Source organism: Nocardioides humi (assembly GCF_006494775.1).
GTDB classification, from domain to species: domain Bacteria; phylum Actinomycetota; class Actinomycetes; order Propionibacteriales; family Nocardioidaceae; genus Nocardioides; species Nocardioides humi.
In genome coordinates, this window is sequence record NZ_CP041146.1 from 91,059 (window position 1) to 103,407 (window position 12,349).

Consider the following 12,349-nt stretch of genomic DNA (forward strand, 5'->3'; position numbering starts at 1 on the left):
AAGGAGAGAGGCATGCCCCGCAGATTCGTCACCAAGGCCGAGATCGACGCGCTCGCCGACCGCGGCGAGACCAGGCTGGAGATCGACGACCGCACCACCGTCACCGATGTCGCCCGCGAGCGCGCGGCGCAGCGGGGCGTCGCCGTCGTGCGTCCCGACGCCCCGGGCCCGCAGCCTCCGGCGCCGCCCGGGACCGGCTCCGTCACCCGGTCCGTCGTCCGCTCCCGCGTGCTCGCCGAGCTCGGCGAGGCTCCCCCCGGGCTCGACGAGGCCCTCGACCGGGTCCTGGGCCGCTAGATGGGCGCCCCGACCACGCTGCCCGGGCCCGGCCCCCTGCCCGGCGTGGACGTCCTCCTCGCCGACGGGAGCATCGGACGCGTCCGCGACTTCGCCGCCGACGACGCCGACGCGGTGAGGGCGATGCACGAGCACGCGTCGGCGGAGAGCCTGCGCCACCGGTTCCTCCACGCCGGGGACCACGCGGCCGCGGCGTACGTCGACCACCTGTGCGAGGCAGGCCCCGACGAGGTGATCGCGCTCGTCATGGAGCACGACCGGCGCCCGGTCGCGCTCGCCACGGCCGAGCACGTCGCGCCCGCCGTCGCGGAGGTGTCCTTCTTCGTGGCCGAGGAGATGAAGGGCCGGGGCGTCGGCACGCTGCTGCTCGAGCACCTCGCCGCCCGGGCCCGCCGGGCGGGCCTGCGGGAGTTCACGGCGCTGGTCGCCGTGGACAACCTCGCCATGATCCGGGTGCTCAACGACGTCGGCTTCGACACGACCCGCGACGTCGCCCAGGGAACCATCGAGATGAGGCTGAGCACCGCGGCGACCCAGCGCGCCGTCGAGGCGGCCGACGTACGGGAGTGCCGGGCCGAGGCGCGCTCGCTGCGGGCGCTGATGCGGCCGCAGCGGGTCGCCGTCGCCGGGGTCGCCCGCGACGGCGGGGGCGTGGGCAACGCCGTGCTGGACGCGATCCGCGAGGGCGGCTTCACCGGGAGCGTGTGCGTCGTGCACCCGGACCGGCCCGAGATCGCCGGGGTCGAGGTCCATCCGAGCATCGCGGCGGTCCCCGGGCCGGTCGACCTGCTGATCGTGGCGGTGCCGGCCCAGCACGTCCTCGGCCTCCTGGAGGAGGCCGGCCGGGCAGGGGTCCGGGTGGCGGTCGTGATCAGCTCCGGCTTCGCCGAGGCCGGGCCCGGAGGCCACCTCCTGCAGACCGCGATGGTGCGCTCGGCCCGGGGGCACGGGATGAGGCTGATCGGCCCGAACTGCTTCGGCGTCGGCAGCTACGCACCGGCCGTGGGCCTCGACGCGACGTTCGCCCGCCGCCGGCCCGCGGCCGGCGGCCTGGCAGTGGCCTCGCAGTCGGGCGGGGTCGGCATCGCGCTGATCGACGCCGCCTCCGCCGGGCTCGGCCTGGCCTCGTTCGTGTCGCTGGGCAACAAGGCCGACGTGTCGGGCAACGACCTGCTCGCCGCCTGGATCGAGGACGAGCAGGTCACCGCCGCCGCGCTCTACCTGGAGTCCTTCGGGAACCCGCGCAAGTTCGCCCGGTTCGCCCGCCGGTTCAGCGAGCGCAAGCCGCTCATCGCCGTGGTCGGCGGCCGCTCCGCAGTGGGCAGCCGCGCGGGTGCCTCGCACACGGCCGCCGCCGCGACCCCCGGATCGGCGGTCTCGGCGGTCTTCGCCCAGGCCGGCGTGATCCCGGTGACCGGCCTGGACGAGCTCGTCGACTGCGCCCTGCTGCTCACCGCGGGCCCGCTGCCCGCCGGGTCGAGGCTGGGCATCGTCGGGAACGCCGGTGGGCTGGGCGTGCTCGCCGCCGACGACGCGAGCGACGAGGGCATCGACGTACCCGAGCTCTCCGAACGGCTGCAGGAGGAGCTCCGCCGGGTCGCGGGCGGCGCGCCCGGCACGACCAACCCCGTCGACCTCGGGGCGGCGGCCTCCCCGGAGGCGTTCGGGGCCGGCATCGGACTGCTGGCCGGCAGCGGCGAGGTGGACGGCCTCGTGGTCGTCTTCGCCGCCACCCGGGTCGGCGACACCGACCGCACCGTGGCCGCCATCCGCGCGGCCGCCCGCGATCTGACGATCCCGGTCGTGCTCGTCCTGCACGGCGACGACCTCCCAGCCCCGGCCGAGCCCGGTGCGGGCGACCTGCCCCGGCTGCGGTCGGTCGAGAGCGCCGTCCGCGCCTTCGGCCGCGCCGCCCGCTACGTCGCGTGGCGCAGCGCCCCGCGCGGCACCCGGCGGCCCCGGGTCCCCGCCGCGACCCGCGACGCGGCCGCCCTCGCCGCCGGGCTCCTCGCCGCCGACCGCCACGGCGGCTGGCTGGACCCGGCGCAGATCCAGGAGCTGCTCGCCCACTACGGCGTGACGGCGCCGACCGGCTCCGTGTGCGCCGGCGCGGCCGCGGCGATGGAGACCGCCGACGCCGTCGGCTACCCGGTCGCCGCCAAGGTCGCCGACCCCGAGATCCTCCACAAGACCGACCGGGGCCTGGTGGCGGTGGGGCTGCGGTCGCGGGAGGAGGTGGCCGTCGCGGTCCGGCGGTTCGGCGCGGAGGTGGGGCGTGCCGACGTGCCGGTGCTGGTGCAGCCGATGGCGCCCCATGGGGTCGAGCTCGCCGTCGGGGTGGTCCGCGACCCCTCCTTCGGGCCGCTGGTGATGGTGGGGGCGGGCGGCGTCGCGACCGAGGTGTGGCGCGACCGGGCCTTCCTGGTGCCGCCGGTCACCGACCTCGACGTCGCCCGCACCCTGGCCACGCTGCGGATCGCGCCCCTGCTCCGCGGGTTCCGGGGCTCCCCGCCGGTCGACCTGGAGCGCGTGCAGGACCTGGTGGTGTCCGTCGCGGCGCTCGCCGAGGATCTCCCCCAGCTCGCCGAGATGGACCTCAACCCCGTCATCGCCACCGCCGACGGCGTGGTCTGCGTCGACGCCCGGGTCCGGCTGGCCGCGCCGGCGGCCGCCGAGGAGGTGCTGCCCGGCGTCCCCCGGCAGCTGCGAATGCCCTCCTGACCGGCGCCGCCGCACAGCGCCCGGCGAGGGAGGACCTTGGACCCTCCCCCGGCGCCGGGACGCGGCCCACGATGGAGCCATGACCCGGCGTCTCTCCGACCTCCCGGCCGGGGCCGTCGTGGTCGGCGTCGACGGGTCCGAGCCGGCCGAGCACGCTGCCGCCTGGGCCGCCGAGGTCGCCGGCCGCGAGCACCGGCCGCTGGTGCTGGCGCACGGCGTGCACCGCGCCCTCCCCCTGGCCCCCGAGGGGTCGTGGCCGGGCCGAGCCTCGAGGAGGAGCTCCGCAGGGCGGGCGTCCGGGTCGTGGCGCGGGCCGAGGACCACGTCCGGCAGCGGCACCCGGGGATCGAGCCGACCTCGATCCGCGTGACCGCCGACGCCCGCGAGCTGCTCGTCGCGCTGTCCCGGCGCGCCGCGCTCCTCGTCGTCGGCGCCCGGGGGCTCGGGCGGGTGCGGGCCCTGCTGCTCGGCTCGGTGTCGTCGGCGGTCGTCCGCCAGGCCCACTGCCCGGTGGTGGTGGTCCGGGCACCGGTCGACCCGGCCACGGCGCACGGGGTGCTGGTCGGCATCGGCGGTACGGCGGCCTCGGTGGCGACCCTGGAGTTCGCGTTCCGCGCCGCCTCCTGGCGCGGGGACGGCCTCACGGTCCTGCACTGCGTCGGCGAGGCGATCACCGCCCAGGGCCATGCGCTGGCCGCTCCGCCGCACACCGACCACCAGGAGGAGCGGCTCGTCGTGAGCGAGACCCTGGCGAGCCTGCGGGAGAGATATCCCGACATCGCGATCACGGTCCAGCTCGACCACGGGCTGGCGGAGCAAGCGCTGGCCGACCTGACCCACGACCGGGCGCTGGTCGTCGTGGGGAGCCGACCCCACGGCGCACTCCTGGACCTGGTCCTGGGATCGGTGGCCACCGCGCTGACCGAGCACGCCCGGTGCCCGGTCGCCGTCGTACCGCACGACCCGCGGCTCCGGGCCCACGGCCCGCCGGACCCGGCCGGCGAGCGCTGATCAGGCGGTGCCGGCCGGCACCGCCCACACCAGCACCGTGCCGGCGCCCGGTGCGGAGTCGACGCGGAAGGTGCCGCCGCGCTGCTCGGCCCGGCTGCGGATGTTGGCGAGCCCGCTGCGCGGCACGTCGCCCTCGAAGCCCCGCCCGTCGTCGCTGACGGTGAGCACCACGCCGTCGCCGGCGGCCGCCAGCGTGACCTCGACCGCCGACGCCTCGGCGTGCCGGCCGGCGTTGGACAGCGCCTCCTGGAGGACGGCGAGGAGGTCGGCGGCCAGGTCGTCGTCCACCAGCGCCCGGACCGGGCCCTCGAAGCGGAGGTCGGGCCGGAGCTTCAAGGTGGCGGCGGCCTGCTCGACGAGCCGGGTCACCCCGGCCTGGATGTCGTCGTCCGACTCCAGCGACCGGAGCTCGAAGATGCTGCGCCGGATGTCCCTGATCGTCGCGTCGAGGTCGGCCACCGCCTGCTCCAGGCGCCGCCGGATCTCGGGGTCGTCGGAGCGCCGTACCGCTCCCTGGAGGCTGAGCCCGAGCGCGAAGAGCCGCTGGATCACCAGGTCGTGCAGGTCGCGGGCGATCCGGTCCCGGTCCTCGTACAGGGCCAGCCGCTGCCGGTCCTCCCGGCTCTGGGCGAGCTCGAGCGCCAGCGCCGCCTGCTCCGCGAAGCTCGCCGGCAGCTCGGCGTCCACGGCACGGTGGAGCTCGCCGCGATCGGCCGACCACGCGAGGCCCAGCGCCCCCGTCATCCCACCCGTGGGCCCCAGCGGTACGACGACCGCCGGGCCCAGCCGCGGCCACCCGGGGACCGTGCTGCGGCCCGCCGGGAAGTCCCGCGGGTCGGCGGCCAGGTCGTCGACCGTCACCGGCACCCCCTTCTCGACCACGAGCCGGGCGATCGAGTGCTCCAGCGCCAGGTCCTCGGTCGCGCTCGGGGGACGTCGACGCCGGAGACCGCGACCACCTCCAGCTCGTCGGCGGCCGGGCCGGCGACGATCCAGGCGAGGTCGGCCCGGGCGACCGCCCGGGCGCGCTCGGCGACCGTGCGCAGCGAGTCGCCCGCCTCCCGGGCCGCGAGCTGCGCGATGATCTCGGCCGTCGCCTTCAGCCACATCTCCCGGTGGGCGGCCTCCTCGTACAGGCGGGCGTTCTCGATCACCACGCCCGCGGCCGCCGCCAGCGCGATCACGACCTCCTGGTCGTCAGCGGTGAAGTCGACGTCCCCGGCCTTCTCGGTGAGGTAGAGGTTGCCGAAGACCCGGCCCCGGATCCGCACCGGCACGCCGAGGAAGGAGTGCATCGGCGGATGGTGGCGGGGGAAGCCGTAGGAGTCCGGGTGCTCGGCGATGTCGTGCAGCCGCAGCGGCTCGGGCCGGTCGATGATGAGGCCCAGCAGACCGTGGCCCGAGGGCAGGTCGCCGATCCGCACCACCGTCTCGTCGTCCATGCCGTGGTGGACGAAGGTGCGCAGCCGTCGCCCCGGCCCCTCGCCCAGCACGCCGAGCGCCGCATAGCGCGCGTCCACGAGCCGGCTCGCGATCGTGACGATCCGCGAGAGCACGCTGTCGAGGCTCAGGTCGGCCGCCATCGCGACGACCGCGTCGAGCAGCAGCCGGAGCCGGGCCTGCTGGTCCAGCGCCGTGTGCATCCGGTCGACGACCTCCGCGATCAGGTGCTCGAACTCCGCATCCCGCATCTCGCCGCCCGGCACCGTCGGTCACCGCCTCGACGGCCGGAGGCTCTCCTCGGCCCGGCGTGAGCGCCTGCGCACGCCCGTCGCGGTGGTCGCCTGGGTCACACCGCCACGCTAGTGGCCGCGCTCGACTCTTGGCTATGCCTTGGCAGGACGTCGCCCGGCTCGACCTGGCCGGATGACGTCAGGAGCGCTCGTCGCGATCGGGCGGCGGGTCGTGCTCGAAGTGCTCCACGTCCGCGTCCGGCCCGGGGAAGTAGAGCGTCTCCCGCCCGGTGTCCGACCAGCGCACGACGTACGGCGGGCTGCCGTCGTCGTGGCGGACCTCGATGATCTCGCCGTCCCGGACGGGACCCCCGACGGTGTGGCTCCGGATGACGAGCCGGTCGCCGACCGATGCGAACATGTGCGGACCTCCTGCTGGGCGGGTCGCGGGCCGAGGCCCACGCGGGTGCGCCTACGACTGTGGCGCCGATCCACGTGCGCGGACAGGGCCACAAGTCACTTCGCTCGCCGGCACCGGCGGGGGCACCGGCGGCGGTGGCGACCGTCCGGCGCGTGGAGTAGTCTGCGGCGCAGAAATCGGTCTCCCGATGGGGCGGGAGAGCGGTGCCCCAGACCCCGGCATCGTCGCAACGAGATGACCGGGAGCGCGGATGACCAGCCCCTTGTACGCACGGCAGCGAGACACGACGCGGCCCACGGATCCCGTCGACGACGCCCCACCGGTCGTCCGGCCGCGGACCGACCGCGTCGACCACGAGCGCGACCGGATCGCCCGGGCCCTGCACGACGCGGCGATGGCGCGGCTGCTCCGGCTCGGCGACGAGCTGTCCTCGACCAGTGGTCTCGTCACCGGTCCGGCGGCGGAGCGGCTCCAGGCGGCGGTCGACGCCGTCGACGCGATCACCCTGAGCCTGCGGGAGCTCGTCTTCGGCCTGTCCGGGGACGACGCGCCCGTCGCTCGCCGGGAGAGCATGCTGCGCGCCCTGGTCGAGGGGATGGCCGGCCACCGCGGCTGCTCCGCGGCGCTCACGGTCGAGGGCGACATCGACCGGCTGCCCCACGCCGTCGCCGACCATCTCACGGCCGTCCTCGCCGAGGCGGTGCACAACGCCGTCACCCATGCCCGGGCGGACGAGGTGGTCGCCACGATCACCGCCACCGAGCGGGAGGTCGAGGTGACCGTGGTCGACGACGGCGCGGCCCACCTGCCGGTCACCGGCTCCGGGCTGGAGCTCGCCAACCTGGCCGCCCGGGCGCACCACCTCGGCGGCTCCTTCCTCTTCGCCCTGCGGGCCGGCGGCGGCGCGGTCGTTCGCTGGCGCAGCCCGCGCCCGGCGGACCCGGAGTAGCCTGAGCGCGCCCGGTCCGCCGTCGCCGGCCCGGGTGCTGGAGGACGCACGATGACGATCCGAGTCCGATGAGCACTCATCCACCGTCGGTCCAGGGCCTGTGCGCCCTCGCGCTGCGCCTCCTCCCCGTCGACGGCGTCGGGGTGGTCCTGGTCAGCTCGGCCGGCTACCGCACGCTGGCGGGGGCGGCCGGCGAGCTGACCGCCGCGCTCGAGGAGATCGCCGTGCTCTGCGTGGAGGGGCCGGCGATCGATGCCGCTGCCCTGGGCCTGCCGGTTCTCGTCGAGGATCTCGGCGGGACCGCGAGCCGGGCGCGGTGGCCGGTGTTCACCGGCGAGGCCCTGGCACTGGGCGTCAGCGCCAACGCCGCGCTCCCGGTGCAGGTGGGCGCCATCCGCCTGGGCGTCGTGGTCGCCCATCGTCGTACGGTCGGCATGCTGCCGCGGGTCGACCTCGCGCAGCTGCTGCGCCTGGCCGACGACGTGGGCTACCTCCTCCTGGACGCCCGTCCCGCGCAGCCCGACCAGGCATCCGGCACGGGTACGCCGCCCGCCGAGCAGCCGATGCCGGACTTCGTCGGCGCGGAGATCCACCAGGCCAGTGGCATGGTCATGGTCCAGCTGGGCGTCCCCATCGACGCCGCATGGGCCCGGCTCCGCGCCTACGCGTTCGCACACGGCCACCCTCTGGGCGAGGTGGCCCACGCCGTCGTCACCCGGCGACTTCGGTTCGAGGCATGAGGTCAGCACAGAGGAGCGGAGGCCGCGCAGATGGACACCACAGAACCCCGAGAGGTCCGGCTGGGACATGTCTTCGTCCGGCTCGCCGACAACCTGGTCCGGGACTTCGACATCGTCGAGCTCCTCGACGACCTGGTCAACAGCTGCGTCTCCCTGTTCGACATCGCCGCCGCGGGGCTGGTGCTGGCGGACGCCGGCGACCGGCTCCGGGTCCTGGCCGCCACGTCGGAGGAGACACGCCTCCTGGAGCTGTTCGAGCTGCAGAACGAGCAGGGACCCTGCCTGGACTGCTACCGCACCGGGGCCCAGGTCTCCGAGCCCTCGGCCGCCGCGCAGGCGCGCCGGTGGCCGGTCATGGCGAAGGGGCTGCGGGCGCTGGGCCTCGGCGCGGTCCACGCGGTCCCGCTGCGGCTGCGGGAGCAGACGGTCGGCGCGCTCAACCTGTTCGGCGTCTCCGCCTCGCCCCTGCCCCAGGACGACCTGCAGGTCGCGCAGGCCCTCGCCGACGTCGCCACGATCTCGCTGCTCCAGCACCGGGCCGCGGAGGCGAACGAACGGCTCGCCACCCAGCTGCAGACCGCGCTGAACAGCCGGATCGCCATCGAGCAGGCCAAGGGCGTCATCGCCCAGTACGCCTCCGTCGACATGGACCTGGCGTTCAAGCGGCTCCGCGAGCACGCCCGCCGCACGCAGCAGGCGCTGACCGAGGTCGCGGCCGCGGTCGCGACCGGGCGCATCCCCGCCAGCGCCGTCGTGGCGGGCGCCGACCGCTGAGGCGCCGACGGTCGGGACCTTCGGCGGGGGCCGGACGTCCTCTCGGCCCTGCCGCGGGTCCCGGGCGTCGCCCACGCTGGTGGCCATGGCGACCGATACGGAGGGACTGACCACCCGGGCTGCACGCGATCGTCTGCGCCGGTTCGGTGCCAACACGCTGCCGCCGCAGCCCCGCCGCAGCCTCGCCGGGCGCGTCCTGGAGCAGGTCCGTGACCCGATGATCGTGCTGCTGGTCGCCGCCGCGCTGCTGGCGACCTTCCTCGGCGACGGGGCCAGCACCGTCATCATCGTGGCCGTCGTCGTGTTCAACACCACGGCGGGTGTCGTCCAGCAGGTGCGCGCGGAGCGGGCGATCGCGGCGCTGCACGACCTCGTCGCACCCCAGGCACGGGTACGCCGCGACGGCCGGTTCGAGGCCGTCCCCGTGGCCGAGGTGGTGCCGGGCGACGTCGTCGCGCTCACGGCTGGGGACGTCGTACCGGCCGACGGGGTGCTGGGCGACGCCCGCGACCTCCAGGTCGACGAGTCCAGGATGACGGGCGAGTCGCTGCCCGTCGCCCGTGCCACCGGGGAGACCGTGACCGGCGGCACCCAGGTGACCCGCGGTCGGGCGATCGCCACCGTCGTCCGGACCGGCGCGGACAGCGGGATCGGCCGGATCGCGACCGCCCTCACGACCGGCCTGCCGCCGCGCACGCCGCTGCAGCGCCGGCTGGCACGGCTCAGCCGCCTCCTCGTGACCACCGTCGCCGCCCTCACGGCCGTCGTGGTGGCCGTCGGCCTGGTGCAGGGCCGGTCCGTCCCGGAGATGGTCATCGTCGGCCTGAGCCTCGCCGTCGCAGCGGTGCCGGAGTCCCTGCCGGCGGTGGTGGCCGTCGCGCTGGCCCTGGGCGCGCGCCGGATGGCCGCACGGAACGCCGTGGTCAGCAGCCTCCCCGCCGTCGAGACGCTCGGCTCGGTGACCGTGGTGGCCACCGACAAGACGGGCACGATCACCGAGGGCGTGATGGTGGCGGAGGAGGTCTGGACGCCGGGCGGGACGTACGCCGTCACGTCGGCCGGGTACGCGCCGGACGGCCGCATCGAGCCCGTCGGCCCCGCCGGCGACCCGGCCGGCCTCGAGCTCCTGCTGCGCGACGTACGACTGTGCAACGACGCCGAGCTCCGCGAGCAGGAGCAGGGATGGTCGGTGGTCGGCGACCCCCTCGAGGGAGCGCTGCTCGCCCTGGCCGCCAAGTCCCCGCAGCAGGACGAGGACCCGGCCGAGCGCTGGCCGCGCGTCGCGGAGCAGCCCTTCGACCACCGCACCCGGCGGATGACGACCGTGCACCGCGACGCGGACGGGACCGAGCTGCGGGTCACCAAGGGCGCTCCCGAGGCGGTGCTCGACCTGGTCGCGCCAGGCCCCGACGCGGCCGCCGCCACGAGCTGGGCGGAGCGCACGGCTGGCCGCGGGTACCGGGTGATCGCGGTCGCCGACGCGCGGACCGAGACCGGGCGGCCGCCGTCCTGTCCCCGGCTCGCCGGCCTGGTCGCCATCGGCGACCCACCGCGGCAGCGCGCACCCGAGGTGGTCCGGGCGCTCGGGGAGGCCGGCATCCGGGTGATCCTGGTGACCGGCGACCACGCCCGGACGGCCCAGGCGATCGCGCACCGGGTCGGCATCGCGTCCGACGGCGACTGGGTTGTCGAGGGCACCGGGCCGACCGGCGGCACCGGCACCGGGCGCCTGACGGTGTTCGCCCGGGTCCGGCCCGAGCAGAAGCTGGACCTGGTCGAGGCGCTCCAGGACGACGGCGAGATCGTCGCCATGCTGGGCGACGGGGTGAACGACGCGCCCGCCCTGCGCCGTGCCGACATCGGCGTCGCCGCCGGGCTCGGCGGCACGGAGGTCGCCAAGCAGGCGGCCGACCTGGTCCTGATGGACGACGACCTGGGAACCGTCGTCGCCGCCGTCGAGGAGGGGCGCCGCGTCTTCGCGAACATCCGGGCCTTCCTCACCTACGCCATCTCCGGAGGGCTCGCCGAGGTCGCCGTCATGCTCCTCGGGCCGGTGCTCGGCCTCGCCCTGCCGCTCCTCCCCGGCCAGATCCTCTGGATCAACCTGCTGACCCACGGACTCACCGGCGTGGCCTTCGGGGCCGAGCCCGCCGACCCCCGGGACATGCGGCGACCGCCGCGACCGCCGTCGGAGGCGGTCCTCACCCGGCAGTCGATGCTCACCCTGGGCGTCGCGGCCCTGATGCTCACCGTCACCTCCCTGGTGGCGGGGCTCGCGGCCTCCGGACCGGACGCCGCCCTCCGGACGGCGATCTTCGCCTGTCTGGGACTCGGCCAGCTCGGTGTCGCCCTCGCCCTGCGGGCGCGCCACCCCGGACGGTCGCTGCGCGAGCGGGGGCTGGAGCTGGCGCTCGTCGTCGCCGCCGTGCTGCAGCTCGCCGCCGTCCAGGCCGGCCCGCTGCAGGCCCTGCTGGGCACGACCGGCCTGTCCTGGGGCATGCTGGGCACCGTCGTCGCCCTGGCGACGCTGCCCGGCCTGGTCGTGCGGGGCTTCCTCGGCCAGCGCTGAGCCGGCCTCCGGCAACGCCGCCGTGCCCCTCAGGAGCGGATCACGGCAGCGCCGACGACCCGGCCGGCCGCCAGGTCCTCCAGCGCGACGTCGACCTCCGCGAACGGGTAGCCGGTCACGCTGGCCTCGAGACCGACGCGGGCGGCGAGGGTGAGCAGCTCCTCGCCGTCGGCGCGCGTGTTGGCCGTCACGCTCGTCAGGGTGCGCTCCCGGAACAGGTGCCGCTGGTAGTCGAGCGGGGGTACGTCGGTCAGGTGGATCCCGGCGATCGCCAGGGTGCCGCCCTGGTCGAGGCCGGCGAGGGCGACCGGGACCAGCGATCCCACCGGCGCGAAGAGGATCGCCGCGTCGAGCGGCACCGGTGGGAGACCGTCGGCAGGCCCCACGGACGCGGCGCCGAGCCGGAGCGCGAGCTCGCGGGCCGCGACGTCGCGGGTCAGCACGTGCACCTCGGCCCCCTGCGCGAGGGCGAGCTGCGCCGTCAGGTGCGCGCTCGCCCCGAAGCCGTAGATGCCCAGCCGGCCGCCGGCCGGCAGGTCGGCTCGGCGCAGCGCACGGTAGCCGATGATGCCGGAGCACAGCAGGGGCGCCGCCTGCTCGTCGGAGATCGCCTCGGGCAGCCGGTAGGCGTAGGCCTCCGGCGCCACGGCGTACTCCGCGAAGCCGCCGTCGGCGTCCCAGCCGGTGTACTCCGAGCGGCGGCACAGGTTCTCCTGGCCGCGACGACACCGGTCGCAGACGCCGCAGGTACGCCGCAGCCAGGCGATGCCGACGCGGTCCCCGATCGCGAAGCGGGTGGCGTCCGCGCCCCGCTCGACGACCCGGCCGACGATCTCGTGCCCGGCGACCCGCTCCGGCGCCTTCGGCGCCAGGTCGCGGTCGGTCAGGTGCAGGTCAGTGCGGCACACGCCGCACACGACGACCCGCACGAGCACCTCGTCGGGTGCCGGCTCGGGCACCCGGCGCCGGACGGCCGCGACCCGCGCCCGGGTCCCCGGCACGGCGCCCGCGACCCACGCGGCCATGTCGTCACGCCCGTGCGCGCCCATCGCTCGCCTCCTGTCCAGTCTCCCTAATCCTCGATCCGTGGATAGCCACCTACTACGCGGCCCCGGAGCGGCGCGCTGGCGGCGTTGCGGACGCTCAACGGTGCAACCAGACCGCCCTCGCGGCCGCGCCTTGCCATCACACCCC

12 protein-coding genes are annotated in these 12,349 nt (G+C 76.2%); 8 read left to right on the forward strand and 4 right to left on the reverse strand.

The features are described 5' to 3' along the window. Positions 1–12 precede the first annotated feature (12 nt). From FIV44_RS00465 to FIV44_RS32985, 4 genes are all read left to right on the forward strand, one after another. Positions 13–297 (forward strand): hypothetical protein, encoded by a 285-nt coding sequence (locus tag FIV44_RS00465; protein ID WP_141002783.1) that lies wholly within the window; start codon positions 13–15, stop codon positions 295–297. Continuing rightward, the gene (locus FIV44_RS00470) at positions 298–3,018 is read left to right on the forward strand and encodes a bifunctional acetate--CoA ligase family protein/GNAT family N-acetyltransferase (protein WP_141002784.1); all 2,721 of its coding nucleotides are present in this window, start codon (positions 298–300) and stop codon (positions 3,016–3,018) included. Positions 3,019–3,097: 79 nt separating this feature from the next. Continuing rightward, positions 3,098–3,388: a universal stress protein gene (locus FIV44_RS33775; RefSeq protein WP_181410901.1), complete on the forward strand. Its 291-nt coding sequence runs from the start codon at positions 3,098–3,100 to the stop codon at positions 3,386–3,388. Continuing rightward, a complete protein-coding gene (locus tag FIV44_RS32985; protein ID WP_181410902.1) occupies positions 3,271–4,029 on the forward strand; it encodes a universal stress protein in 759 nt (252 codons plus the stop codon). The genes FIV44_RS33775 and FIV44_RS32985 overlap by 118 nt, the downstream gene beginning before the upstream one ends. On the opposite strand, the gene FIV44_RS00480 is transcribed toward FIV44_RS32985, so the two are convergent. From FIV44_RS00480 to FIV44_RS00490, 3 genes are all read right to left on the reverse strand, one after another. Continuing rightward, complete coding sequence (locus tag FIV44_RS00480; protein ID WP_141002786.1) at positions 4,030–4,890, reverse strand: sensor histidine kinase; 861 nt, start codon at positions 4,888–4,890, stop codon at positions 4,030–4,032. Then, a complete protein-coding gene (locus tag FIV44_RS00485) occupies positions 4,887–5,735 on the reverse strand; it encodes a GAF domain-containing protein (RefSeq protein WP_141002787.1) in 849 nt (282 codons plus the stop codon). Before FIV44_RS00485 ends, FIV44_RS00480 begins: the two co-directional genes overlap by 4 nt. A gap of 166 nt (positions 5,736–5,901) precedes the next feature. After that, entirely contained in the window at positions 5,902–6,123 is a 222-nt protein-coding gene (locus tag FIV44_RS00490) for a DUF1918 domain-containing protein (RefSeq protein WP_141002788.1), read from the reverse strand. Positions 6,124–6,373: 250 nt separating this feature from the next. Between FIV44_RS00490 and FIV44_RS00495 the strand changes: the two genes are divergently transcribed. The 4 genes from FIV44_RS00495 to FIV44_RS00510 all read left to right on the forward strand — a co-directional run bounded on the left by FIV44_RS00495 (position 6,374) and on the right by FIV44_RS00510 (position 11,155). Continuing rightward, positions 6,374–7,072, forward strand: a complete 699-nt coding sequence (locus tag FIV44_RS00495) for a sensor histidine kinase (RefSeq protein WP_141002789.1) — start codon at positions 6,374–6,376, stop codon at positions 7,070–7,072. A gap of 68 nt (positions 7,073–7,140) precedes the next feature. After that, positions 7,141–7,812, forward strand: coding sequence for a GAF and ANTAR domain-containing protein (locus tag FIV44_RS00500; RefSeq protein ID WP_141002790.1), 672 nt, complete (start codon positions 7,141–7,143; stop codon positions 7,810–7,812). A gap of 30 nt (positions 7,813–7,842) precedes the next feature. Continuing rightward, on the forward strand, positions 7,843–8,586 hold the full coding sequence (locus tag FIV44_RS00505; RefSeq protein WP_141002791.1) for a GAF and ANTAR domain-containing protein: 744 nt from the start codon (positions 7,843–7,845) through the stop codon (positions 8,584–8,586). Between the two features lie 85 nt (positions 8,587–8,671). Then, positions 8,672–11,155, forward strand: coding sequence for a cation-translocating P-type ATPase (locus tag FIV44_RS00510; protein WP_141002792.1), 2,484 nt, complete (start codon positions 8,672–8,674; stop codon positions 11,153–11,155). 29 nt (positions 11,156–11,184) lie between these two features. Here the strand turns inward: FIV44_RS00510 and FIV44_RS00515 are convergent, their stop codons facing one another. Beyond that, a complete protein-coding gene (locus FIV44_RS00515; protein ID WP_246086739.1) occupies positions 11,185–12,204 on the reverse strand; it encodes a zinc-binding alcohol dehydrogenase family protein in 1,020 nt (339 codons plus the stop codon). Positions 12,205–12,349 lie beyond the last annotated feature (145 nt).

Excerpts from the sequence above, each read along its gene's own strand:
- FIV44_RS33775 (WP_181410901.1), top strand. The coding sequence starts at position 3,098 with ATGACCCGGCGTCTCTCCGACCTCCCGGCCGGGGCCGTCGTGGTCGGC.
- FIV44_RS00510 (WP_141002792.1), top strand. The coding sequence starts at position 8,672 with ATGGCGACCGATACGGAGGGACTGACCACCCGGGCTGCACGCGATCGT.
- FIV44_RS00490 (WP_141002788.1), bottom strand. The coding sequence starts at position 6,123 with ATGTTCGCATCGGTCGGCGACCGGCTCGTCATCCGGAGCCACACCGTC.
- FIV44_RS00495 (WP_141002789.1), top strand. The coding sequence starts at position 6,374 with ATGACCAGCCCCTTGTACGCACGGCAGCGAGACACGACGCGGCCCACG.
- FIV44_RS00465 (WP_141002783.1), top strand. The coding sequence starts at position 13 with ATGCCCCGCAGATTCGTCACCAAGGCCGAGATCGACGCGCTCGCCGAC.
- FIV44_RS00500 (WP_141002790.1), top strand. The coding sequence starts at position 7,141 with ATGAGCACTCATCCACCGTCGGTCCAGGGCCTGTGCGCCCTCGCGCTG.
- FIV44_RS00515 (WP_246086739.1), bottom strand. The coding sequence starts at position 12,204 with ATGGGCGCGCACGGGCGTGACGACATGGCCGCGTGGGTCGCGGGCGCC.
- FIV44_RS00470 (WP_141002784.1), top strand. The coding sequence starts at position 298 with ATGGGCGCCCCGACCACGCTGCCCGGGCCCGGCCCCCTGCCCGGCGTG.
- FIV44_RS00505 (WP_141002791.1), top strand. The coding sequence starts at position 7,843 with ATGGACACCACAGAACCCCGAGAGGTCCGGCTGGGACATGTCTTCGTC.